Source organism: Micromonospora sp. WMMD1219 (assembly GCF_049315215.1).
Taxonomy (GTDB): domain Bacteria; phylum Actinomycetota; class Actinomycetes; order Mycobacteriales; family Micromonosporaceae; genus Micromonospora; species Micromonospora tulbaghiae.
Map to the genome: position 1 here is coordinate 917,823 of NZ_CP186057.1, position 22,637 is coordinate 940,459.

Below are 22,637 nucleotides of genomic sequence, written 5' to 3' on the forward strand. Positions count from 1 at the left end.
GTGAGCAATTCTCGTTGCCGAGACACCCGTTCGCATGCTCCACGAAATTGTTGCGCCTCAAGACCGAAGAAGCATCTGCCTTCGCTGACGAGTGGGCTGCGAAACAGCGTGATTAGCCAGGACCCAAGAGCTTGAGGAGTCTGATGAGTTTCCAGAATGACCTCTCCAAATATGGTTATCGGCAGGAGTTGAGCCGTCAACTACGGTTCCGGGACCTGGTCGCGTACGGCTTGGTGTACATGGTGCCGATCGCGCCGATGGCGATTTTCGGCGGCGTGTACGCCGGTTCCGGCGGGATGGTGGCCCTGGCGTACGCGGTCGGTGTGGTCGCGCTGGTGTTCACCGCGTTCTCGTACGCGCAGATGGTCAAGGCGTTCCCCATGTCCGGCAGTGTCTACAACTACGCGGGCCGAGGCATCAGCGCTCCGGTCGGGTTCCTGGCTGGCTGGGTGATCCTGCTCGACTACGTCCTCGTACCGGGCCTGCTGTACCTGGTGGCGTCGGTGGCGATGCACTCCACCGTGCCCGCGGTGCCGGTGTGGCTGTGGTTGCTCGGGTTCGTCGCGGTCAACACGATCGTCAACTCGGTGGGGATCCGGATGACCGCGATGGTGACCCGGGTGATGCTCGTCGGCGAGCTGATCGTCCTGGCGATCTTCCTCGCCGTCGCCGGTTGGGCCCTCGCCTCGGGCAGGGGCCAGTTCAGCTGGGATGCGTTTTACAACGCCGACACCTTCACGTGGTCGCTCGTCGCGGGGGCGGTGTCGATCGCGGTGCTGTCCTTCCTCGGCTTCGACGGGATCAGCATGCTGGCCGAGGAGACCAAGGGCGGTTCCCGGCAGATCGGCCGGGCGATGGCCGCCGTCCTCGTCCTGGCCGGCGTGCTGTTCATCGCCCAGACCTGGCTGGCCGCGATGCTCGTCGCCGAGCCAGCCTTGCTGGTCAGTGACGGTGATCCAAACGGCACCGCCTTCTACGACGCGGCGCAGGTGGCTGGCGGAGGCTGGCTGGCAACGTTGTGCGCGGTCGCGACAGCGATCGCGTGGGGCCTGCCGAACTCGATGGTCGCGCAGGTCGCCACGTCCCGGCTGCTGTACGCGATGGCCCGGGACCGGCAACTGCCCGGCTTCCTGGCGAAGGTGTCGATCCGCCGCAACGTGCCGATCAACGCCACCCTGCTCACCGGCGCCGTGTCCCTGGCACTGGGCCTGTTCATGGCGACCCGCGTCGACGGGATCACGCTGCTGTCGTCGCTGATCAACTTCGGTGCGATGGTCGCGTTCCTGGTCCTGCACGTCTCCGTCGTTGTGCACCACCTCATCCGCCAGCGCAGCGGCAACTGGTGGGCGCACCTGGTGATGCCGGGTATCGGGTTCGTGATCCTCGCCTACGTGGTGGTCAACGCGAACATCGCCGCGCAGCGTCTCGGTCTGGCCTGGCTCGCCCTCGGCGTGGTCGTACTCGCCGGCCTGTACCTGACCGGTCGCCGGCCCGCCCTGTCGGGTCTGGCGCCCGTGCAGCCGCAGGCCCGCCACGTCGAGCGGGTGTGACGACCATGGAGACGATCGCCTACCGGCCGGCCCGCGACGAGCTGGCCTACACCTTCGGCGGCCGGATGCCGGTGGCCCACGTCCGCTCCGGCGACGTGCTTCAGGTGCACACCGAGGACTGCTTCGGCGGATTGGTGCGCGGCCCGGCGGACCTGCCGTCGCAGGTGTGCCGCATGCCGTACCTGAACCCGGTATCCGGGCCGTTCTTCGTCGAGGACGCAGAGCCAGGCGACACCCTCGCCGTCCACCTCGCCTCGATCGTCCCGGCCCGCGACTGGGGAGTCTCCTCGACGTTCCCGCACTTCGGGGCACTGACCTCCACCTCACACACGGCGACCCTGCAGCCGCCTCTCGAGGAGCGGGTGTGGGTGTACGACATCGACCGGCAGGCCGGCACGGTCCGCTTCCACGCCACCGGCAGCGACCACACCGTGGACCTGCCGCTGGACCCGATGATCGGCACCATCGGCGTGGCCCCGGGCGGGTTCGAGGCGCGTTCGACCATCGTGCCCGACAGCCATGGCGGGAACCTCGACACACCGGAGCTGCGCGCCGGTACCACCCTGTACCTGGGGGTGAACGTGCACGGGGCGATGCTCGCCCTCGGCGACGGCCACGCCCGCCAGGGCGAGGGTGAGGCCTGCGGCGTCGGGGTGGAGATCGCCACAACCACCACCCTGATCATCGAGGTCATCAAAGGCGCTCCGACGGTGTGGCCCCGTCTCGAGACCGACACGTCGATCATGTCGGTCGGCTGCGCCCGCCCGTTGGAGGACGCCTACCGGATCGCGCACCGCGACATGGTCGGCTGGGTGGTAGACCTCACCGGCCTGGAGCAGCTCGACGCCTACCAGTTGGTGTCGCAGGCGGGACGGGCGCCGATCGGCAACGTCTGCGACCCGAACTACACACTCCTCGCCGCCGTCGACAAGGTGCTGCTTCCGCAGCCGCAGGCCGCCCACGCCGGGGTGCACGCCCGCTTGCGGCAGCACACCGACGGTCCGCGGTAGGGGACGGGATCGAGATGACCTCGTCCATCCCGCAGTTGCCGTTGCGGGACGAGTTGTTCCTGCTGGGCCACGACGACGACACCGGCCAGCCGCACATCCACCGGCAGGCCCTCGCCCTCGGCCTGGCTGGTGCGGTTCTCATCGACCTGTTCCTCGCCGGTCGGATTGCCCTCGACACCACCGATGACACCGGGCCGGGCGGGGAGCAGCGGCTGTGGCTGCACCTGGACCGCCCGGTCGGTGACCTGATCGCCGACACTGCCCTGGCATCGATCCGCTACGCCCATCCGGCCCCGCCGCTGCGGAGGTGGCTGCGCGGGTTCGCCGACGACCTGTACGACCGCACCCGCGCCGGCCTGCACGCCGGCGGGATCCTGCGCCACGACGTACGCCGCCGCCTCGGCGGGCTCGCCCGCACCGACCGCTACCTGCCCGCCGACCTGAAGTGGCCGGTCGTCGCCCGCGCCCGGCTGCACTACATCGCCGCCGGCCGTGACCAGCCCGACAACCACACCGCCGCCCTCGGCGGCCTCGTCGCGACCCTCGGCCTGACCAACCACCTGTACCTCGCCGACGATACCGCCGCCCTCACCGTGCAGCTACGCACCATCGCCGCGCAGCACCACCGGCAGGTACGCGACATCACCGCCGCGGTCGACGCCGCCGTCGGTGACCTCGCCACCGCCACCTACCGGTAAGCCCGCCCCACCCACCCGCTGCCCTTGGAGGCATCCCATGGACGTCATTCCGCGTATCCGTGCCGCCCGGTGGGCGGACAAGGAACCGGTCGCCGCGCTGATCGCCGACGCCCTGCACTCCGGCCCGCTCGCCCAGTGGCTGGTGCCCGACGCGACCTGCCGGCGGCGGATCCTCCGACGTGGCGGTGATCTGGGTGGAACACGCCATGTTCTTCGGCGACATCCAGATCACCGACGACCTGAGCGCCGCCGCGATGGGGTTTCACCGCTACCGCAGCATCCCGCCACCGTCGAACTACCACAGCCGACTGGCCGACGCCGCCGGCCCGCACGCGCGGCAGTTCGAACTCCTCGGCCAACTACTGACCCAGGTCCGACCCACCGAACCTCACTACCACCTGGAAGTTCTCGCCGTTCTTCCCGCCGCCCGGCAGGGCGGTACCGGCGCGGCGATGCTCACCCACCATGAAAGCCGCGTCGACCGCATCGACATGCCCTCGTGGACCGAAATCGCGCCCGACAGCCAGGACCTGTACCGCGGGCACGGCTACCTCCCGAGACCCGCGCTCACCCTGCCCGACGGGCCGGTCCTCGCCCCGATGCGCCGCAACCCTCACCCGAACCGCAACTCCTGGCCCCTGAACACCGCCAGGCCGGCAACCGTCACCGCCGCGGCCCGCGCCCAGTCCGACGCCCAACGCTAGGCCCTGGGTTTCGGTAGCCAGGTCCGGCTACCGGCTAGCACCGCCCCTCTCTGTCGCCGCCCCGCGTCGTCGCCCACCCTCTGCGTCGGGCCCACATCGGTGCGTCCAAGCCGGTCGCCCGCCCGTAGAGGGAGGGCAGCGGCGACCGACGTGGACGGCGACGACAGCCCCCCACTGTCGTCGCCGGCCACACCCTCCGCCCACATGCGCCGTCTGCGGGTCAAAGTCGGACCAGGCTTCGTCCTCATCAACTCACTGGGGCAATTTGTACCCCCGGGTTTACCTCCGTCCACTCCTGTGCAACGTGGTCCGGCACCTCGCGGATAAGGAGGCTGCCATCCTTGCGTTCCCGTGGATACTGGGGCGGGAGCGCGCGCGTGTTCAGATGGTGAGCCAGCGCTTGAAGCGCCAGCGCGGCGAACACGAAGACGAACGGCAGCGGCGAGAAGCTCAAGTCGAGCCAGGTCCCCACCAGCGTTACTGCGCCGAGCCCGACGACGACCAAACGCGCAGGTCCGATCAGCAGGGCTTCCAGCCGCTGAACCTTCGTCCCCCTCCTGATCCGCTCGGCAGAGTCCGAGTCGAAAGGAAGGGCGAGCGCTACGGACCGCCGAAAAAGCGACGCCCGCCACGATCGGACCTGAACGACTTCCGCAGGGCCGCCGTCTGCGAGGGAGACCGAAGGGAACCTCAGTGACACAATTGCGTCCCGGGCGATTATCAATTCCTTACGAACCAATTGCTTCACCCCTCGCCGGGTCTGAGTGTCACGGATAAACCGTGACACTCAGACCCTCTGATTAGCGGCATCCGAAGTTATCAATGCCGGCGTATGGCGTCATCCACTTTAAGGTGAAGCCATAGCGTCCGGCGGCCCAGAATCCCCTGGACTTGGTGCACTTCCAGGAGTAGAGCCAGTCTACGAGAAGGCTGATGACAGCGACGACTGCCCAACGTTTGATGGCCGAGATATTTACCTGCTTCAGCGCCTGATAGAGAGCGAGAACAGAGCCCGACTTCGCAATGGCGATTGCCTCACCGTGGGTCAGGTTGCAACGGAACTTCCATTCCCACCGATAGGCCATACCCCACCAATTCCGATATGTCTTCTTATTTCCATACCGGTAGCAGGAAACCTCACCAGTGACGTCAGAACAGTTGACGGGGTCGGCGTTGCAGTACTCGTACCCATTCGCGTTGCCCCCGTAGACCGGGTCAGCTGAGAGGAAGCGCCCCGTTGTCGAGTTGTACAGACGGGCACCCATGAGCGTCACCCCGTTCGGGGTGTCCGCTGCCCGCTGCTCAGACCCGAGCCATCCGTACCGTCTCGAGCCGGCGTCAGCCGAGTTTCGGAACTGCCCAAGTTCGGTCTGCTCACTGGTGTAGGCAAGCCCTGCAAGAGACTCGACCATGCCGGCGACATGGTCTCCGTGAAGATTCGTCACCACCCATACCAGCCGGTGCTACTGGCGAAGGCGCCGATCATCTTCGACAGCCCGAGGATCCCGCGGCTGAAATTGCCGTGCCCTCGTCAGTCCATGACGGATTATCACCATCGTCGCCGTAGTGATTGCGATGCGTGACGGACGCGCCCGAAGCATTCTCGGTCCAAGAACGGTACCGGTCGGTGAGAGCGTCCAAGGTGTACGTTGACACTCGGGGTCCCTGGGTGATCGACCGAACCATGTCATTGACATGATAGGTCATCTGAGAATCACTGCCCCCCGTCGGCATGTCCCCCGCCGGCGCAACCGTGGTACGGCCAAGGGCGTCAAGGGTGTACCCGGTGGTCGAGCGATCGGCACTGTCGTACTCCCAGCCCTTACTGAGCGCCAGACTGGTATTTTGACACGCGCCATCCACTCCCGTGGCGTACGAGGCGACGCCAGTACGGTTCGAGCTTTCATCCAACGTGTAGATCCTCGTGATGCACTGACCGTCGAAGGTGTCCCTCACCTCAGTTAGACATCCAGCAGCGTCGTAGTTCATGAGTTGAGCCGAAAGAGTGGATTGACGCGAGCGCTGTTCACCGTGACCACTCGAGTAGATCGTTTCACTGTAGAGAGTGCAGTCGGCCTGGCCGCAGCCGTCCTTCACGTAGCTAGCACCAGTGGTGGCGCCAGTCTCATCATAGTCAGAAGTCACCGTTACGTCATTTGGCCATACCTCCTTGACGAGGCGCCCATCAGCATTGTAATGACCGGTGGTCGTACCTGCCTGCGTGTCAGCGACCTGGGTTGCGATCGCTCGCCGCTCGGCGCCGACTCCAACGCTCAAAGAGTTAGGAGCTCCAAATCACGAGGAGACTGCCTCAGCGGACATCGCCGCGTGGGACGCCCTCGCACTAGCCGCACTCCCTCGGAACCGTCACCACTGGTGGGCCATCCGCAAGGTCCTGAAGGCGGGGATTCGCAAGGCACGACTTATCGCCGGTTTCGATGGCGGCAGCGCAAAGTTTCGATTGACCTCGATTTCAGAACACCCGTACTGTGAGCTTCCGTTAGGCCTGCGAGACGGGGAGGCCCGTTAATGGCTCCTGCAAGCACGCGAACAGCCAGCTCAATAATCGGCTGTGCGAAGATGGCAACTAGTAGGTGGGGCAGGCTTCTGACCGCCGGGATGGCCACCGTATTGGCGGTGACCCTCTCCAACGAGATTCCTGCCCGCCAGGCCCAGGCGGAACCGAAGAAAGCGCCGGAGCCGGTGTTGGAACGGCCAGACGAGATGGCCGCTCTGATTACTGCCCGGATGACGGGTAAGCGGGTCTGGATCACGAATATGACCACGGAGTCAGCCGAGTACATCGCCCATCCGAACGGACAGGTTGAGGCGACTGTCCACGCCGGTCCGGTTCGGATGCGGCGCGACAACCGCTGGGTGCCGATCGACCTCACCCTGCAGCCGGTGGCTGATGGTTCGGTGCGCGCCGTCGCGCATCCGCTTGACCTGTGGATCTCGGGTGCCCGTTCGGCCGCCGGGGAGCTGGCGGCGGTCGGCAAGGGTGACGGGCGACTCGCCCTCGGTTGGCCGGGCGCCCTGCCAGCACCGAGCCTTGACCACAACCGGGCGACCTACCGGGACGTCGTACCCGGCATCGACCTAGTCGTCGAAGTCACCCGAACTGGCTTCTCCGAGTACCTGACCGTCAAGGACCGCGCGGCTGTTGACCGCATTCCGTCGCTGGCGCTGCCTGTCACCGGTCACGGACTTTCCTCGTTCACTCAGGACCGCTCTGGCGGGCTCACCTTGACGGATGCCAAGGGCAAGCCGATGGCGGCCATCCCCGCTCCGGAGATGTGGGATGCCCAGCGCGTGCCGGGTTCCGAGGAGCCGACCCGCCGGACGATTGTTGCGACCCGGGCGGAGCGGCCCGCTAAGGACGCCAAACTTGCTGGCGGTAGGCTGACCATGCGGCTTACCCCGGACACAAGGTGGCTAAAGGACCCGGCTACCCAGTACCCGGTGACCATCGACCCGCAGATCAACCCGCTGTACACCTCCTTCGACACCTATGTCAGGGAGGGCGACACGGTCGACCGCAGCGGAGCAAGTGACCTGCAGGTTGGCCTGCTGAACCTCACACCAGCCGCGAAGTCTCGCGCGTTTGTGAACTGGCCGACGTCCTCGCTGGCCAGCAAGCAGATCACGTCGGCGACGGTCTATTTCTGGAACTTCTGGTCGCCGACCTGCACCGCGAATTCGTGGGAGATCTGGACGACCGGCGCGGCGTCCTCGGCGACCCGGTGGGGGACCCAGCCGGCGTGGCTCCAGAAGGAGGCGACCTCTACCCAGACCAAGGGGTTCTCGTCGGCGTGTGCCGACGGTTGGGTGAGCATCAGCGGCACCAGCTTCTTCCAGCGTGCGGCCACGGCTGGGCAGTCCACCGCGTACATGGGTGTGCGGGGCACGGACGAGACGAGCGTTAACAGTTTCAAGCAGTTCCGCTCTCGCAACGCGGTCGACACGTCCCAGGTGCCGTACGCGGTGGTGACCTACAACTCGTACCCCACCGTGGGCATACCGTCGACGGTGCCCGAGGCGGCCTGCGCGACCGGCAGTGGCCGGCCGCAGATGAACAGTGCGACTCCGCAGTTGAAGGCGGTGATCTCGGACGGTGAGGCGTCGCCGGTTAAGGCGGAGTTCGAGTGGTGGACCCTGAACGGGACGACCAAGCTCGGCAGCACGATCACCGGTACCGCAGCTGCCGGTTCTACGCTGAGCGCCACGATCCCGTCCGGTGTCCTAGCCAACGGTTCCTCCTATAAGTGGCGGGTGCGCGGCAATGACGGCACCGTCGACGGTTCCTGGTCGTCGTTCTGCGAGTTCTCCGTCGACACCACGCATGCCAGCCCGCCGTGGACCAGCTCCACCACCTACCCGAAGAACGAGTGGGGCGGCGACGCCGGAGTTCCGGGTGTGTTCACCTTCGACCCGAACGGCGCCAGCGATGTGGCCGCCTACGTCTATGCGATGGATGTCAACCCGCCTGACAAGGTGGTCAACGCCCCCAGCCTGGGCGCACCCGCGTCGGTTACCCTGACCCCGCCCACCGCCGGTTTCCATACTCTCTACGTCCGCAGCCGTGACTCGGCGGGCAACCTTTCCAACGTGCGCGGATACCCGTTCAAGGTGGGCTCCGCGGCCGTGACCTCACCGCAGATCGGTGACATCACCGCGGCCAAGGTCGAGATCACCTCCGTGATCTCAACGACCATCACCGGCGTGCGCTACCAGTGGCGGCGAGCCGGCTCCGACACCTGGACGGTCCTGCCGAAGACCGATGTGACCTACGCCGTCGGCGGCGGCACCGTGGCCGCTTGGCCGATCCCGGCGTCCAACGGCACCATTCCGAAGGTCATCTGGAACGTGGCATCCACCCTCGCCGCGGCCGACCCGCAGGGGATTCCGCGCGACGGTCCGCTGGAGTTCCGCGGCCAGTACGACAATGTCGGCGAGCCGCCCATCCGGATCACCTTCGACCGCAACCTCGCCAGTGCCGACACCGCCCAGGTCGGCCCCGGTTCGGTCAACCTCATCACCGGCAACTACCAGCTTGCCCAGCCGGACGTGTTCGTGGCGGGCCTGTCGGTCGGGCGAACCTTCAACACCCGGCAGAGCGGCGGCCTCGACCCACTGTTCGGGCCCGGCTGGACCTCCGGCGTCCTACTCAGCGAGGCAGACGCCCCATACACCAAGCTCTCCACACACGAGAGCCTCGTCCAGGTCTCCCTACCGGACGGCTCGACCCTCGGCTTTACCAAGGCCGACACCACCGGTGTGACCTACCAGCCGCAGGTCGGCGCCGAAAAGTACAGTCTCACGTACGACTCGACCGCCAACAGGTTCACGCTCAACGACGGCGACGGCAACACCGCCACCTTCACCCGTGCCTCCACCGATCCGACGGGGGTCTACACACCAACGTCGGTCAGCGCTCCTGGCTCCGGGAATACGTCGACGTACTCGTGGGAGAAGGTCACCCTCGGCACCCAGGACGTCATGCGGCCAACCCGCCTGCTCGCACCAGTGCCGTCCGGGGTCACCTGCAACACCCTGGTCCGCGGCTGCAAAGCACTGACCTTCACCTACGCCACCACGACGACCGCCACCGGCACTGCGGCCAACACCTGGGGTGACTATCTCGGCCGCGTCAAGGAAATCTCTTACACCGCCTGGGACCCGGACCTCGCCACCCCGGCTATGCGCACGGTCGTCCTGGCCCGCTACACCTACGACAACGCTGGCCGCCTCCGTGCTGTGTGGGATCCGCGCCTTGACTACACCGACGGCAGCGGCGCCCATTCACTGCGCACCGTCTACGACTACGACACCGACGGCATCCTCACCACGATGACGCCAGCCGCCCAGGAACCCTGGCAGTTCACATACACCACCCTCCCCGACGACCCCGGCAAGGGCCGCCTCTACAGGGTCACCCGCTCCGCACTCACCGCTGGAACCGCCGTCGAGAGCGTCGTCTACCGAGTCCCGGTCACGGGTAGCGGGGCACCGTACGACCTGTCCGGCACCCAGACCGCCCGATGGGGCCAGACCGAACCGCCAAACGACGCAACCGCCGTATTCCCCGCCACCGAGATGCCCACCGGTAATCAGGCCACCGGCACGCTGCCCAACTCGTACGAGCGGGCAACGGTGACCTACGTGAACGCCAACGCACGGACCGTGAATACGGCCGCACCGGGCGGGCACATCACCACGAGCTGGTACGACCAGTACGGCAACATCGTTCGGGAGCTGACCCCCGGCAACCGTCAACGGGCATTGGGGGCGTCACCCAGCGACGACGCCACCGCCGAAGCCGAGATCGCAGCCAAGCTCGCCACCATCAGCGTCTACTCCGGCGACGGACAGCTGCTGCTGGAAACCTTCGGTCCAGAACACAACGTGATGATCGACTCCGGCACGATCGTTCGCGGCCGGCAGCACACCCGGCTCACCCACGACGAAGGTGCGCCCAACGCCGGTGGGCCATACAACCTGCCGACCACTGAACGGCTCTCGGTCAGCTACGTCAACGCTGGACAGACCGTGGACGCGGACACCCGCACCACGGTCACTGGATACGACTGGGCGCTGCGCCAGCCGGTCAAGGTAACCGTTGACCCTGGCGGGATGGACCTGCTCACCCGCACCAGCTACGACAGCGCAGGACGCGTGATCAGCACGACGGCTCCGGCCGGTGGCAGCGTGGACACCACCCCGGCAACCCGGATCACCGTCTACTACACGGCGGCGACCAACGCCACTTACTCCGAGTGCGGCAACCGGCCGGAGTGGCACGGTTTGGTCTGCCGTACCCAGACCGGCGGTCAGCCGGAATCCGGCCCGCAGCTACCGGCGACGGTGACCACCTACGACATGTACGGGCAGCCACGCGCGCAGTCGACAAAGACAGGATCGGGTGAACTGCGGCGTATCGAAGTCACCTACGACTCCGCGGGCCGCCAGTGGGAAGGTTCGGTGACCGCAGCCGGGCTGGGCACCGGGCTGGAGAAGCGGCGCACCATCTATGACCAGACCAACGGGCAGGCCGTCCGCACTCAGACGATCAACGGTTCGGGATCGGTAACGGCCGAGATCATCCGCGCCTACGACAGCTTGGGTCAGATGACCTCATACACCGATGCCGACGGGACGGTGACTACCAGCACCTTCGACATCGCTGGCCGCCCAGCCACCGTCAATGATGGCAAGGGAACCCGCACCTACACCTACGATGGTGGCACTGAGCGACGTGGCCTACCGACGTCAGTGGCGGACACCCAGACGGGCACCTTCACTGGCGCCTACGACAGTGATGGGGCGACTGTCAGCCAGACGTGGCCCAACGGACTCGCGGTTGCCTTGACCATCGATGAAAGCGGCGCAGCCACCAGCACGAGCTACACCAGACCTGGCTGCGGCCCGACCGACTGCACGCTCTACACCGAAACGGTCATATCTAGCGTCCACGATCAGTGGCGGAGCCGCACATCAACCCTGTCCGGGCAGACCTACACGTATGACGACGCTGCTCGGCTCACCGATGTCCAGGACACCGTTGCTGGTCAGTGCACCACCCGCAAGTACACCTTCGACGCCGCCACCAACCGTACCGACCAAGTGACATACGGCCCGGGGGCTGGCGGCACCTGCCAGACAACCGCGACCACCGCTAGTCGGGAATGGAGCTACGACAGTGCCGACCGCATCAGCAGCGTCGGCTACACCTACGACGCTCTAGGTCGCACGCTGACCCAACCGGCCGCTGACTCCGCGGTTCCCGGCGCCGCCGGCAGCACCATGACCTACCACGTCAACGACATGGTGCACAGCATCAACCAGGGGCCGCGCACCACCACCTACACGCTAGACGTCGCACCCCACCGGATCCGCTCCTGGACCGACACCACCGACAACCTCACGAGAATCAACCACTACAGCACTGATGTTGACAGCCCGAGCTGGACCGATGAGGGCGGCGGCAAGCACTCCCGGGCCATCGTCGGCCTCGCCGGCATCGCCGGCGTGTTCACCAACACCACCGGGGTCGTTTGGCAGATCACCAATCTGCACGGTGACCTTGTCGCCGGAATTGCCGAGACCGGTGCCGGACTCGCCTACACCAGCGAATACGATGAACACGGCAATGCCCGTAACTCCGCCGACGCCGGCACCCGCCGCTTCGGCTGGCTCGGCACCCATCAACGCGCCGCTGACACCCCTGATGGCTCGATACTGATGGGCGTCCGCCTCTACAACCCCACCACCAGCCGATTCAGGTCAGTCGACTCCGTCTATGGCGGTAACGCGAACCCTTACGAATACTGCTCGGGCGACAGCCTCAACTGCTCCGACGTCAACGGAGCCTTTTCCTGCAACAACTATAAGTCGACTTGGATCAAGGGCAAGTACTGGCCACACCTGCGCATTGCCTTGAGGCGCTACTATTACTGCACGCTTACAAACGCCAACACATGGGCCTTGATGGGCGGTACTGGCGTTGGTAGCTATGTGCTCAATATGCTCGCGAGGCAGACCTTCGGCAACTGGATTGGGATCATCTACACTATTCTGGGGGCCAGCTACTCGGCTCGATGCACCCGCGCTAAAGGCGTGTGGATCCGCTTCTGGCTTCAAGCGGGCCTCTCCGGCTTCATCTTAGATGGAAGAGTACAGAGCGGCGGCTGCAACTAACCAAAGCAACGATGCCAGCTGCCGCGAGAGCGTTATTGATGGCCGCCGCGTCGCAGGAGGTTGCTTTCCGGCGACGCGGCGGTCGACGACGTAGGATATGGTAATGGCAGCCGAGAACCCCTAACTCTTCTTAGATACAGACCGGTGAGCCCGTTGACCATCATTTTTGCTCTGACACTGTCCCTCACCGTTTATGGTGCCTGGCGCATGTTCAGTGCTCGGAGAAGCGGCAAGTCGCCACGACAAGACGCTCGTTACCTTTTCGCAGGGTTGGGTGCGACAGCGGTCACATTGGGTGCTATGGGAGCTATGCGTGGATGGGGCTGGTGGCCCTGGGTCGTCGGATGGGCGGTCGCCTTGCTCGTCGGCATCTTCAACGGGGTATTAGAAAGGGGAGGTGGATCAGGCTCGAAGATCAAGGGGTCAGCGGAGAGCTAACTTGGGGACTGTACAAATAACTTGGCAGACCCCGCCCTGAATTCCCCCCGCTTTGATGGAGCGGTGGTTACCTGCTGCCGGCTGGCACAGGGGCGGCGATAGGTGGTTCGGCTGGTTGCGCCTGGCGGCTGTGCCAGGCGGTCTCGTACTCGTCCGGGCTGAGGTAGCTCAGCTCGGCGGGTGTTGTACCAGCCGTCGATGTAGGCGAAGATCGCGTTCACGGCCTCATCGCGGGTCCGCCAGCTCGTGCGGTAGACGAGTTCGATCTTCAGCGTTGACCAGAAGTTCTCCATCAGCGCGTTGACGCTCCTATAGCTGTCAAGTGGCGATCGCGGTCGTGCGGAGGGGGCGGAGCAAGGCCCAGACCTCGCGGGCGAGGAGTCGTTTCAGGCAGCGGATGATCTCGGCTTTGGTCTTGCCGTCGGCTGTGCGTCGGGCAACGTAGGCGCGGGTGGGTTCGTGGTGCTGCATGCGGACGATGACGGCCCGGTAGAGCGCGGCGTTAGCCTGGCGATGCCCGCCGCGGTTGAGCCGGTGCCGGTTGGTCATGCCGGAGGAAGCGGGGATCGGCGCAACGCCGCAGAGCCGGGCCCAGGCCGGCTCTGAGCGGACCCGGTCGATGTTGTCACCGGCGACGATGAGCATCTCCGCGGCCGTATCGGCGCGCCGGTGTGTGCCGCGGATCCTGCCGGGTGGAGCCGCCGCGCCAGCCGCGACGCAGGAACCCCCCTGCCAGCCCTGCTGCGTCATCAACCGCTCGACGCGTTTGCGGCCCACACCGATGCCGTCACGGCGCAGCTGCCGATGCACCCGGTCCGCGCCGTAGGTGCCTCGCCCACAGCCACGCCACCCGCCGCTGGTGGGACCCCCCGCCCGTCCCCGGCCAGCCACGCCGTCCTTACCGCTGTACCCGCGGCTGCAACAGCACTGGCTGCTGACAACGCCCCTGCCCTGCCTCGCTACGACGCCCCAAGGAGTCGCACCATGACGGCCACCGCACCCACGCAGCGTTACCAGTTCCGCAACAGCCCTCACCAGCTCCACCCCCTGCAGGAGATGCTCGACCCGATCACCCTCGACGACCTGACCCGCCTGGGAGTCAACCCAGGGCACACCGCCCTCGACGTCGGAGCCGGCGCCGGCTCCATCGCCCAGCACCTGTGTGAGCTGGTCGGCCGCTCCGGGAAGGTCGTCGCCGTCGACATCGACACCAGCATGCTCAACCCCACCGGGGTGCTCGACGTCTACCAGCGCGACCTGCGCACTCAGCCGCTGCCGGTCGAACTCGGCACCATCGACGTCGCCCCCGCCCGCTGCGTCCTGGAACACCTACCGAACCGGCACCTGCTGCTCCACGAGATGATCAACGCACTGCGCCCCGGCGGGCACCTCGTCCTCGGAGAGATCGTCTACGCGCCCGTGTCCGCGCACGCCCCCGCCGACAGCGACAACGACCTCATCACCCGCGTCGTGCACACCATCCTCGACGTACTCGCCGGGCGCGGGGTCGACCTGCACTGGGGCGACAAGGTTCCCTCCTTCCTGCTCGCCAACGGTTTCGAGCAGATCCACACCCGCTGGGTTCCGAGACGTGGGCCGGGGGCAGTGCCGGCTGCCGCCTGTAGGCCGACAACGCCACCCAGCTGCGCGACCGGCTCCTCGCCGAGGATCTGTCCCACGACGAGCTGGACCGGTTCGCCGAGCTGATGGCCGACCCGGCGGTGCTGGTGCGTGGCTACCAGTTCGCATCCACCACTGCCCGCAAGCCCCGCTGAAACTGGCACGCGGGGGCGGCCGAAGCCGGTCGCCCCCGGCCGGGAGGCTGTCGGGCCGTGCGCGTGACCCTCGCTGCCGACTGTTTGGCGAAGCCGCACGTTGGTTCTTCATCGAGCCCGAGAATATGTTGTAAGCGCCGTCAGCCGGGGCCTTGCGCCAGCGGTCGGGCCTTGGGCACCGGGCCGGCGAAAGCCGCGAAGGAAGCACCCGTGGGACGAAGGTGGCCCACTTCGGATACTTGCCGGCGCTGGTCTCATCCCGCGAGGCGGGGACCGCGACGCCTCCGGTCGATCTTCTTCGCGACCGCGTCTGCGGCGTCCTGGTGCATCCGTTTGGTGACGCTCTGGTAGGTGTCGCGGGTCAGGGTTGTGGTGGAGTGGCCGAGTTGCTCGGAGACGACCTTGATGTCGACGCCAGCGTCGAGGGCGATGGTGGCGGCGCTGTGGCGCAGGTCGTGCAGCCGGATCGGGGGCATCCCGGCTTTGCGGACGAGTTTGCGGAACCGTTGGGTGACGGCGTTGGGGTGCCACGGCTTGCCGTCGGGGCGGACGAAGAACAGGCCGGTGTCGGGCCATGTGTCGCCGGCGGCGAGTTGCCAGGCGGCGCGGCGGGCCTTGTAGGCGGTGAGGACTTTGGTCGTGTCGGTGTCGAGGGCGACGTCGCGGTTTCCGGCTCTGCTTTTCGGTGGTTTCTGCACGGCGGTGTAGCCGTGGGTGGCGATCTGGTTGTTGATGGTGGTCTCGCGGCGGTGCAGGCGTACCTCGCTGTCGCGCAGGCCGCACGCCTCACCGCGGCGGGGCCCGCGGTAGGCCATGTAGTGCCACATCGGGTGCAGGTCGGGGGCGTGTACGGCGGCGTAGTCGAGGAACTGCACGACCTGGGAGTCGGTCCAGACCATCACGGGTCCGGGGACCTCGCCGGTGGCTTTCCACCGCCGTACGCGTTCGTCCTCCCACACGATCGGTAGGGGCCGGTTGGCGGGGACCTTGACCAGGGCGGCGGGGTTGGCGCCGACGATGAGTTCGTCGGCGAGGGCGTCGTTGATGGCCTTGCGTAGGCAGGCGCGGATGCGCTGGCGTGTGGTGGCGCCGGTGGGTCGCAGGCCGGTGACGGACGCGCGCACGGCGGGGTCGGTGCTCGCTTTCGCGGCGGCGATCTCGTCGTTGCGGCGCTCGATGGCGGCGAACATGGCGCGGATGTGGGTGGTGCGCAGCTTGTCCAGCGGGATGTCGCCCAGGTGTGGGATCAGGTGGACCCGCGTGATCGATTCGTAGCCGCGCTGCGTGTTTGCGTCGATCGTGAGGTGGGTCAGCCAGCCGGTGAGGTACTCGGCGACGGTGGGCATGTCGGCGAGCGCGCCGTCGCCGCGCAGCCGCTGGCGGATGCGGTCGACCTCGGGCAGGGGGCGTTTGGCGCGTACGGCGGTTTGCAGCAGGTCGGCGATCTCGGTACGGCGGCGCCGGTCACCGGTGGCGAGGGCGAGCAGGTCGCGGGCGTGGTCGAGTTCGTCGGCGGCGGCCCGGCGGGTGGGAAAGCTGGAGCGGCGTAGCTGCCGGCGCCCGCCGTCGGTGGTGGGTGGTAGTTCGAGCTGGTAGGCCCAGTGGCCGTGGTCGGAGCTCCAGGCGCGGTTCGCGCGGCGTAGTTTCGGGCATTCGTTTCCCAGGGGCTTGCCGGTGGTGGGGTGGCGGCAGCCGCAGCGCTTGAAGATGCTTCCGTCTGGCATCGGTGGTGGTGCTCCCGTTCGTCTGGGTGGTGGGGCATCGGTTTGGTCGATCGACATCCACGCGTGAACGGCGGCCACGATCAAGTCGTCGCGGTTCCAGGTCCGGTGGGTGGTCCATGCGCTGGGGCCGGTAAGGGGCGCAAATCAGATGCGCCCTGCTGGGGAGTCTGGGATCCTGTCGGGTTCGCGTGAGATCGGGCATGGAGGACGGCCAGTGGTGGCGGCAGGTGACGTGGCGAGGGGCCGGGTGCGGCGTCCGCAGCTGCACGCGGTAGTGGGCCAGTTGATGGCGGCGGTGCTCGGCGATTTGGCCGCTGGCGACGGCGTGCCGGTGTTCGCGGCCGTTCCCGACTTCGGCGAGTGGCACCGCCACGGGCAGGGGTCGTTCGTCGCGATCCGCCGCGGTGCCTGGCAGATGCCGGGCCGGGTCACCGACTACCGGTTCCTGGACACCTTCGCGGAGATCGGGGCGGTGCGGGCCGTCGTGGCCGCCGATGAGGTGCTGCGCTCGCGGGTGGACTGCCTCGTCGGCGTGGAGTTCGCCCTCACCCACCGGCAACTGGGGTGGACGCTGGTAAAGCACGTCCTGGAACCCATGGTTGCCGCCGTCGGGGGTTACCGGTTCGGCCAGGAGGCCTTCGACGCCGCGTACAGCAGGTTGGAAGACGGTTTGCTGGCCACGCGGGCGCGGCTGGTCGAGGTGGTCCCGCTCAACGCCTTCACCCCCACCGCGGGCATCGAGGCGGTCACGTTGCCGGACGGCCTGGTGCTGCAAGCGATGAGCGACCGGCAGGTGAGCGCCGCGATCGGCTACCTCGCGGCGCCGATCGCCTTCGCGGGCGGCCCGAGCTCGGTGACCGTGTCGCGGTTCCACCAGTGTGCCCTGACCCGCTGCACCTCGTACCCGGTGTGCTCGGCCATGGACGTACCCGCCCAACCGACGACGCCGGAGGCTGGCACGCTGGTCGAGCCAGCCAGCCGTCTCGTGGCTGCGCTTCGGCTGGTGTGCGGCGGGTCCGTCACCGCGACTCGGGCGATCCGCTGCCCACCGGACGACGACTTTCCCCAGGGACTCGGGCCGACGGCGTCACTGTCGGCGCTACCCACCTTCGACGAGGACCGACCGACAATCCTCGGGCGAGAGCAGGTGGAGGCGGCGCGCGAGGTCTACGACCTCCTCGCGCATCCCGCAGTGCGGGAGGACCGAGGTCTGCAGACCACGCTGCGCCGGCTGGTCCTGGCCGGGGCCGACCGGGTACCGACCGACCGGCTCATCGACCTGATCGTCTGCGCCGAAGTACTGTTCATCAAACTGCCAGGCCTGCCAGCGGATCCCCGCAAGCAGGACAAGCTCGTTGACGGAGCGACCACGCTCCTGGCGGACGACCCTGTCCTGCAGGCGCCGCCCGAGCGGCTCGACGCCCTCCTGCGTCTGGGATACCGCCTCCGCAACGACGAGATGCACGGCAACGACCCGAGCAGGCAGGAACTGCACACCCTCACCGGGCAGCCGACAGATCGCCTGTCAGCCGTCGTGGATGACATCGAGCGAGTGTTGCGCCGCACCCTGGTCCAGCTCCTCTCCGGCGTCGTCGAGCAGTAGTCGGCCTGACTCTGCACCGGCACGGCGTACGGAGCCGGGCACTGGGCGTCCTACCCGCGGTGGGGTCACGGCGCAGCGCTGCAGCCCGTGGCGTCCCTGTCCCCGCCCGAATACCCGCCGTCCCCGTCGGCACCCGCCCCGCCGGTGTCATCAGCTGTCGATACCGGTGGGGACTCGAGGTGCAGTTTCCGCAGGATCGGGGCGGTCGGGACGCGGTAGTGCGCGCCGGCCCGGAACAGGGGCACCGGGAAGGCGTCGCGGGCGGCCAGCTTGTAGGCCGCCGAACGGGAGATGCCGAGAATCGCGGCGGCGGTGGCGAGGTCCGTGGTCGCCCCAAGCGCCAGGATGCGCTGCCTGGTCCAGGTACAGGGGGCGCCGTCGCTGGCTGGGTTGGCGACGGGGGCGGGCCTGCGGGTTCGTCGTGCTGATCGCTTGAGCGGTACCGGCGGGTCGCCGGCGACCAGGTCGGTCGGTGTCGGATCGACCCCGGCCGGCGGGCCGGTGTCGACGGTGGGATCGGGATGCGGGTTGTGGTGCTGCGGCGTGTGCTCGCTCATGTGGTGTCGGCTCCGCGCCGCGCCGTGGTGCGCTGACACCCTCAAACCGGTGTTTGTCAGCCGTGGCGAACACCTGCCCCTCTCACGGTGATCTCGCAGATGTCTGACAGCGGGTTTCCGTCCGCATGGCTGTCCTGACCCCGGGACACCCTTGCAGACGCCGGCGCCACGACGTCGGATCAGCGTCAGGGGACTGTCAGAGCCCACCATCAACCCAGCTCTGCCAGACACCCAGGGTTACGACCGCCTCGACCATGACAGCGACGTACGCCGATGGCATAGGGGTGCTGGCCGGCATTGTCAGACCACTGTCCGGGTCCCCCAGGGCGGCAGCGGCGTCACCGAGGACACCGGCTCCGGGCCTGCCAGTCGGACGGCGGCTCGTCAGACCGCCACGGCCCGCCGGGCGGACGCTACCAGCCGGGCACGCCGACGCGCGTGCCCGAGGGGATGCCGATAGGCGGCGGTGAAGCCGGTCGCGGTCTGACACCGCTGCGCCTTATGGCGCTGTGAGATCGTGTCAACGGGCAGGTCAGCGTGGCTTTGTCGAAACGATGACGCACGTCGACGTCGATCGTCAGTGAGCGGTGCACGCCGGGCGGCTGACCCCGCCGACGCGGTGTCCGTGCCTACGCAGCCTGCGCTGTCAGCAGTCCGTGAGACCACGGTGGCGCAACGGCGGTCAGGCGTTCCGGCCGTACCGCTCCGGCCCGTCCTCGACGTTTGCCGCTGACATGGGAGATCGTGACATGACCTCCGCCGCCGGCTGGCCCGACGCGCCTCTGAACGCAGTGGACGCCGCGTTCGCCGACCTGACGTGCGACCCCGACCCGCTGTCACTGGACCTCGACACGCTGGCCGGGCAACTCGGCGACGACACCGGTTTCGCCCGGGGGTGTCATCGCGCTGCCGGCGTTGCGGCAGTGGCTACTGGACCATCCCCGCGCCTACACGGTGCGGGACGTGGTGTGGCGTGAGCTGATCCGCCGCGCCCGCCTCGACGGGCCCGCCTGGGTCATCGCCGCGGTCGCCCTGGCGATGCCGGCGCTGCGCCGCTACGCCGGCCGGCTGCTCACCGGCTGGGCCGGCGACGCCCGCGACCTGGACGCCGAGATCCTCACCGGCTTCCTGACCGCCCTGCGCGACCGGGTCAACCTGGCTCGCGCGGCGCCGTACACGGCGCTGACGCTGGTGGCGGCCTGACCGCCGGCCATCCCCGCCGGCGGCCCCGGCGCGAGACCGACCTCCTGGTCGGACCGGCGACCGCGTACGACGAACCGACACTTCCCACCCGCGACGACCGGCCCACCCCCGGTGCGGGAAGGTCGTCGCGCTCACTGTCGGATCGCCAGTCGGGAACCTCACCGACCTGACAGTGACGCCCATCGGACGACGCTCGGCGGCTGTGGCACTCCCGCGCCGACGCCCACAGCGGTCCGCCCCGAAGCGACATGAGCGTCAGACCGGGCCGCTGACCACGGCTGTCAGACCTCGGTGAGGTCGTGTCGGAGCGCTGTGGGAGCGGCAGGTGTTCGCCACGGCTCACAAACGCCGGTTTGAGGGTGCGGAACTCCTCCGGCGTCACCACGGCGCCCGGCAGGTGTCTCCCGCGAGGCGTTGCCTCGACGGGTCATCAGCGCTGTGTTCGGCTCGGTCCGGGGTTGCTGTCCGTGTTCCGGTCCGCGCTGCCCACCAGTCCGGGGTCCCGCTTCAGGTGGACGGTGACACGGACCCGCACCGGCGTCGGTCAGCGCAGCACCCGGCCGGTGTGACAGTCCCGGCCCGGTACTCAGAGACACCACCGGTGTCATCCCTGCCCTACCGCGAAACCGGAAGGAAACCCTCGTGCCTGACCACGTCCTGCGCGTGCAGTCCGTCCTCACCACCCGCGACCATCTCCTCCTCGAATGGCTCACCGACCACGGCGTTTTCACCACACCGCAGCTCGCCCACGCCCTGTTCCCGTCCCTGGACTTCGCCCAACACCGACTCGCCCGACTCACCGCGCTACGGGTCATCGACCGGTTCCGGCCCTTCCGCCCCGACGGCGGATCGTTCCCCTTCCACTACGTCATCGACCAACTCGGCGCGGAAGTCGTCGCCGCCCAACGCGACCAACCCCCACCCCGCCCCGGCCACGCCAAAACGAACCGGCGGCGGTGGACCGCCGCCCGCACCCTCCACCACCGACTCGGCGTCAACGCCTTCTTCACCGACCTCGCCGGCCACGCCCGCACCCACCCAGCACACGCCCTCACCCGCTGGTGGCCCGAAGCCCGCTGCGCACAAACCGGCGCGTTCGCCCGACCAGGCGACCCCGTATCCCTGCACGCCCTGGCCGCCCCGATCCGCCCCGACGGCCACGGCATCTGGACCACCCACGGCGCCCAGCTGCCGTTCTTCCTCGAATACGACACCGGCACCGAACCCCTAACCGAACTGATGCGCAAACTCATCGGCTACACACAACTCGCCGCCGCCGGCGGCCCCCGCTGGCCGGTGCTGTTCTGGCTCCACTCCGCCACCCGCGCCCACCACCTCCACCAACACCTCACCACCACCCCCCTCACCGTTCCCGTAGCCACCGCCAGCCGCGACCACGCTACCCACACCCGCCACAGCCCCGCCGGACCAATCTGGCAACTCCACGGCCACCCCGGCCCACTCACCCTCGCCGACCTCGCCACCACCACCACCTCCACCCCGCCAACCACCAACAAACCACCGAGCTGACCAAGCCGGCGGCGACCTCCCCGGCGACTTGACCTTCAGCAAGAGGTGAGCGTGGATGGCTCCCGCCAGAGCCGACGCGCGGCGACACCATGACCACCGCGCATCCGGCAAGCCCATGAAGGTGCCCCCGACGAAGGGCCTACCGATGCCCAAGCCTCACCGCGAACGACCCGGACGCCTCGCCGCAGCACCCGACGCCATCACCGACCCCCTGCTACGGCCTCGCTTGACGTCCTCGCCGCCCACCAACCCGCACACGACGGCAACCGCCGCAACCTGCAATGCGCCGGGCAAACCGGCATCTGCACCGCGGCATCCAACGCCCGCCGAGCGCTCACACTCGCCCGAACAGCCACACGCCCCGCCAACCCCGCACCCCTCCCGACACGCCGCCAAGCAGCACCAAGACCACCAACGCCACGCAGCAGGAACTTCATCGGCTGGTTCACGACACCCAAGCCAGCCCCGGCTACACCGACTGAAGTGACCCCCTGAGACCGGACACCTTGTCCGGCCCGATAGGGGTCACTTCACCATGGGAGCGGCAGAGGACGCGCTTTCGGCACGTCGGCAACGGCTTGCCACCTGTCGGTGCGTGGCTGTTCCCGGTTGGCTGCTCGGCAGCGTCAGCCTCGCGGTCGCTTCGATCGGTATCGGTCTGCGCCTACGATCCGCCGAGCTATCCGGCCTCGCGACCCTAGCGGTGTGGTTGGTCGTCCTCTATAGCGGGGCGCTGCTCGCGGCCGTCGACATCGCCGTGCGCCGTCTGCCCACTCTGGTCATCGCCGTCGCGGCAGCAATGGTCTTCGCCATCCTCGCTGCCGAGGCGGCCATGACCGCTGACGGGCGGCGGCTTGTCATCGCTGCCGCGGCTGGCGCGGCTCTCGGCGGCGGATACCTGCTGCTCGCCCTCCTCGCCGGCAGCGGCATGGGACTCGGCGACGTACGGCTCGCCGCCCTACTCGGCACGCTCGGCTGGGACGCAGTGCTCCTCGGCGCGGTCCTGCCGTACTTGCTCGCCGCGCCCGCCGCCCTCATCCGCCTGGTTCGCCGCGATGGAAAAGGCTAGCCTTCGGGCCGTACCTCGTGGCCGGCGCCCTTGCCACTCTTCTACTGGCAGCGTAGGACATGATCAGTAACACCGGTCC

At 67.8% G+C, this 22,637-nt stretch carries 15 protein-coding genes and 2 pseudogenes; 10 read left to right on the forward strand and 7 right to left on the reverse strand.

Features of this window, described 5'->3' with window-relative positions; translation table 11 throughout:
* Positions 1-143 precede the first annotated feature (143 nt).
* The 4 genes from ACN27C_RS04365 to ACN27C_RS04380 all read left to right on the forward strand — a co-directional run bounded on the left by ACN27C_RS04365 (position 144) and on the right by ACN27C_RS04380 (position 3,962).
* Entirely contained in the window at positions 144-1,550 is a 1,407-nt protein-coding gene (locus ACN27C_RS04365; protein ID WP_422750483.1) for an APC family permease, read from the forward strand.
* A complete protein-coding gene (locus tag ACN27C_RS04370; protein ID WP_422750484.1) occupies positions 1,547-2,560 on the forward strand; it encodes an acetamidase/formamidase family protein in 1,014 nt (337 codons plus the stop codon). Before ACN27C_RS04365 ends, ACN27C_RS04370 begins: the two co-directional genes overlap by 4 nt.
* A 14-nt stretch (positions 2,561-2,574) precedes the next feature.
* A complete protein-coding gene (locus tag ACN27C_RS04375) occupies positions 2,575-3,258 on the forward strand; it encodes a GOLPH3/VPS74 family protein (RefSeq protein WP_422750485.1) in 684 nt (227 codons plus the stop codon).
* A gap of 179 nt (positions 3,259-3,437) precedes the next feature.
* Positions 3,438-3,962: an N-acetyltransferase gene (locus ACN27C_RS04380; RefSeq protein ID WP_422750486.1), complete on the forward strand. Its 525-nt coding sequence runs from the start codon at positions 3,438-3,440 to the stop codon at positions 3,960-3,962.
* A 247-nt stretch (positions 3,963-4,209) separates the two neighbouring features.
* Here the strand turns inward: ACN27C_RS04380 and ACN27C_RS04385 are convergent, their stop codons facing one another.
* Both ACN27C_RS04385 and ACN27C_RS04390 read right to left on the reverse strand, forming a co-directional pair.
* Positions 4,210-4,710 (reverse strand): hypothetical protein, encoded by a 501-nt coding sequence (locus tag ACN27C_RS04385; protein ID WP_422750487.1) that lies wholly within the window; start codon positions 4,708-4,710, stop codon positions 4,210-4,212.
* Between the two features lie 52 nt (positions 4,711-4,762).
* The gene (locus ACN27C_RS04390; RefSeq protein WP_422750488.1) at positions 4,763-5,374 is read right to left on the reverse strand and encodes an RHS repeat-associated core domain-containing protein; all 612 of its coding nucleotides are present in this window, start codon (positions 5,372-5,374) and stop codon (positions 4,763-4,765) included.
* Between the two features lie 1,225 nt (positions 5,375-6,599).
* Here ACN27C_RS04390 and ACN27C_RS04395 point away from each other — a divergent pair.
* The gene (locus tag ACN27C_RS04395; RefSeq protein ID WP_422750489.1) at positions 6,600-12,659 is read left to right on the forward strand and encodes an RHS repeat-associated core domain-containing protein; all 6,060 of its coding nucleotides are present in this window, start codon (positions 6,600-6,602) and stop codon (positions 12,657-12,659) included.
* A gap of 434 nt (positions 12,660-13,093) precedes the next feature.
* Here ACN27C_RS04395 and ACN27C_RS04400 read toward each other — a convergent pair whose 3' ends face one another.
* The 3 genes and pseudogenes from ACN27C_RS04400 to ACN27C_RS04410 all read right to left on the reverse strand — a co-directional run.
* Positions 13,094-13,390 carry an IS3 family transposase gene (locus tag ACN27C_RS04400; RefSeq protein ID WP_422750490.1) on the reverse strand — a complete coding sequence of 99 codons (297 nt, stop codon included), beginning with the start codon at positions 13,388-13,390 and terminating at the stop codon, positions 13,094-13,096.
* A 25-nt stretch (positions 13,391-13,415) separates the two neighbouring features.
* Positions 13,416-13,712, reverse strand: a pseudogene (locus tag ACN27C_RS04405) (transposase); the annotation flags it as partial.
* 123 nt (positions 13,713-13,835) lie between these two features.
* Positions 13,836-14,141 (reverse strand): annotated as a pseudogene (locus tag ACN27C_RS04410) (IS3 family transposase); the annotation flags it as partial.
* Here ACN27C_RS04410 and ACN27C_RS04415 point away from each other — a divergent pair.
* Entirely contained in the window at positions 14,082-14,804 is a 723-nt protein-coding gene (locus ACN27C_RS04415; protein ID WP_162959177.1) for a class I SAM-dependent methyltransferase, read from the forward strand. The pseudogene ACN27C_RS04410 and the gene ACN27C_RS04415 overlap by 60 nt on opposite strands.
* 322 nt (positions 14,805-15,126) lie before the next feature.
* On the opposite strand, the gene ACN27C_RS04420 is transcribed toward ACN27C_RS04415, so the two are convergent.
* Positions 15,127-16,596 carry a site-specific integrase gene (locus ACN27C_RS04420; protein WP_422750491.1) on the reverse strand — a complete coding sequence of 490 codons (1,470 nt, stop codon included), beginning with the start codon at positions 16,594-16,596 and terminating at the stop codon, positions 15,127-15,129.
* Between the two features lie 217 nt (positions 16,597-16,813).
* Between ACN27C_RS04420 and ACN27C_RS04425 the strand changes: the two genes are divergently transcribed.
* Positions 16,814-18,199, forward strand: coding sequence for a hypothetical protein (locus ACN27C_RS04425; RefSeq protein ID WP_422750492.1), 1,386 nt, complete (start codon positions 16,814-16,816; stop codon positions 18,197-18,199).
* Positions 18,200-18,264: 65 nt separating this feature from the next.
* Here the strand turns inward: ACN27C_RS04425 and ACN27C_RS04430 are convergent, their stop codons facing one another.
* On the reverse strand, positions 18,265-18,756 hold the full coding sequence (locus ACN27C_RS04430; protein WP_422750493.1) for a DNA-binding protein: 492 nt from the start codon (positions 18,754-18,756) through the stop codon (positions 18,265-18,267).
* 915 nt (positions 18,757-19,671) lie between these two features.
* On the opposite strand from ACN27C_RS04430, the gene ACN27C_RS04435 reads away from it, so the two are divergent.
* The 3 genes from ACN27C_RS04435 to ACN27C_RS04445 all read left to right on the forward strand — a co-directional run bounded on the left by ACN27C_RS04435 (position 19,672) and on the right by ACN27C_RS04445 (position 22,558).
* Positions 19,672-19,959: a hypothetical protein gene (locus tag ACN27C_RS04435; RefSeq protein WP_422750494.1), complete on the forward strand. Its 288-nt coding sequence runs from the start codon at positions 19,672-19,674 to the stop codon at positions 19,957-19,959.
* A 642-nt stretch (positions 19,960-20,601) separates the two neighbouring features.
* On the forward strand, positions 20,602-21,489 hold the full coding sequence (locus ACN27C_RS04440; RefSeq protein WP_422750495.1) for a replication-relaxation family protein: 888 nt from the start codon (positions 20,602-20,604) through the stop codon (positions 21,487-21,489).
* Between the two features lie 595 nt (positions 21,490-22,084).
* The gene (locus ACN27C_RS04445; protein WP_422750496.1) at positions 22,085-22,558 is read left to right on the forward strand and encodes a peptidase A24; all 474 of its coding nucleotides are present in this window, start codon (positions 22,085-22,087) and stop codon (positions 22,556-22,558) included.
* Positions 22,559-22,637: the final 79 nt, after the last annotated feature.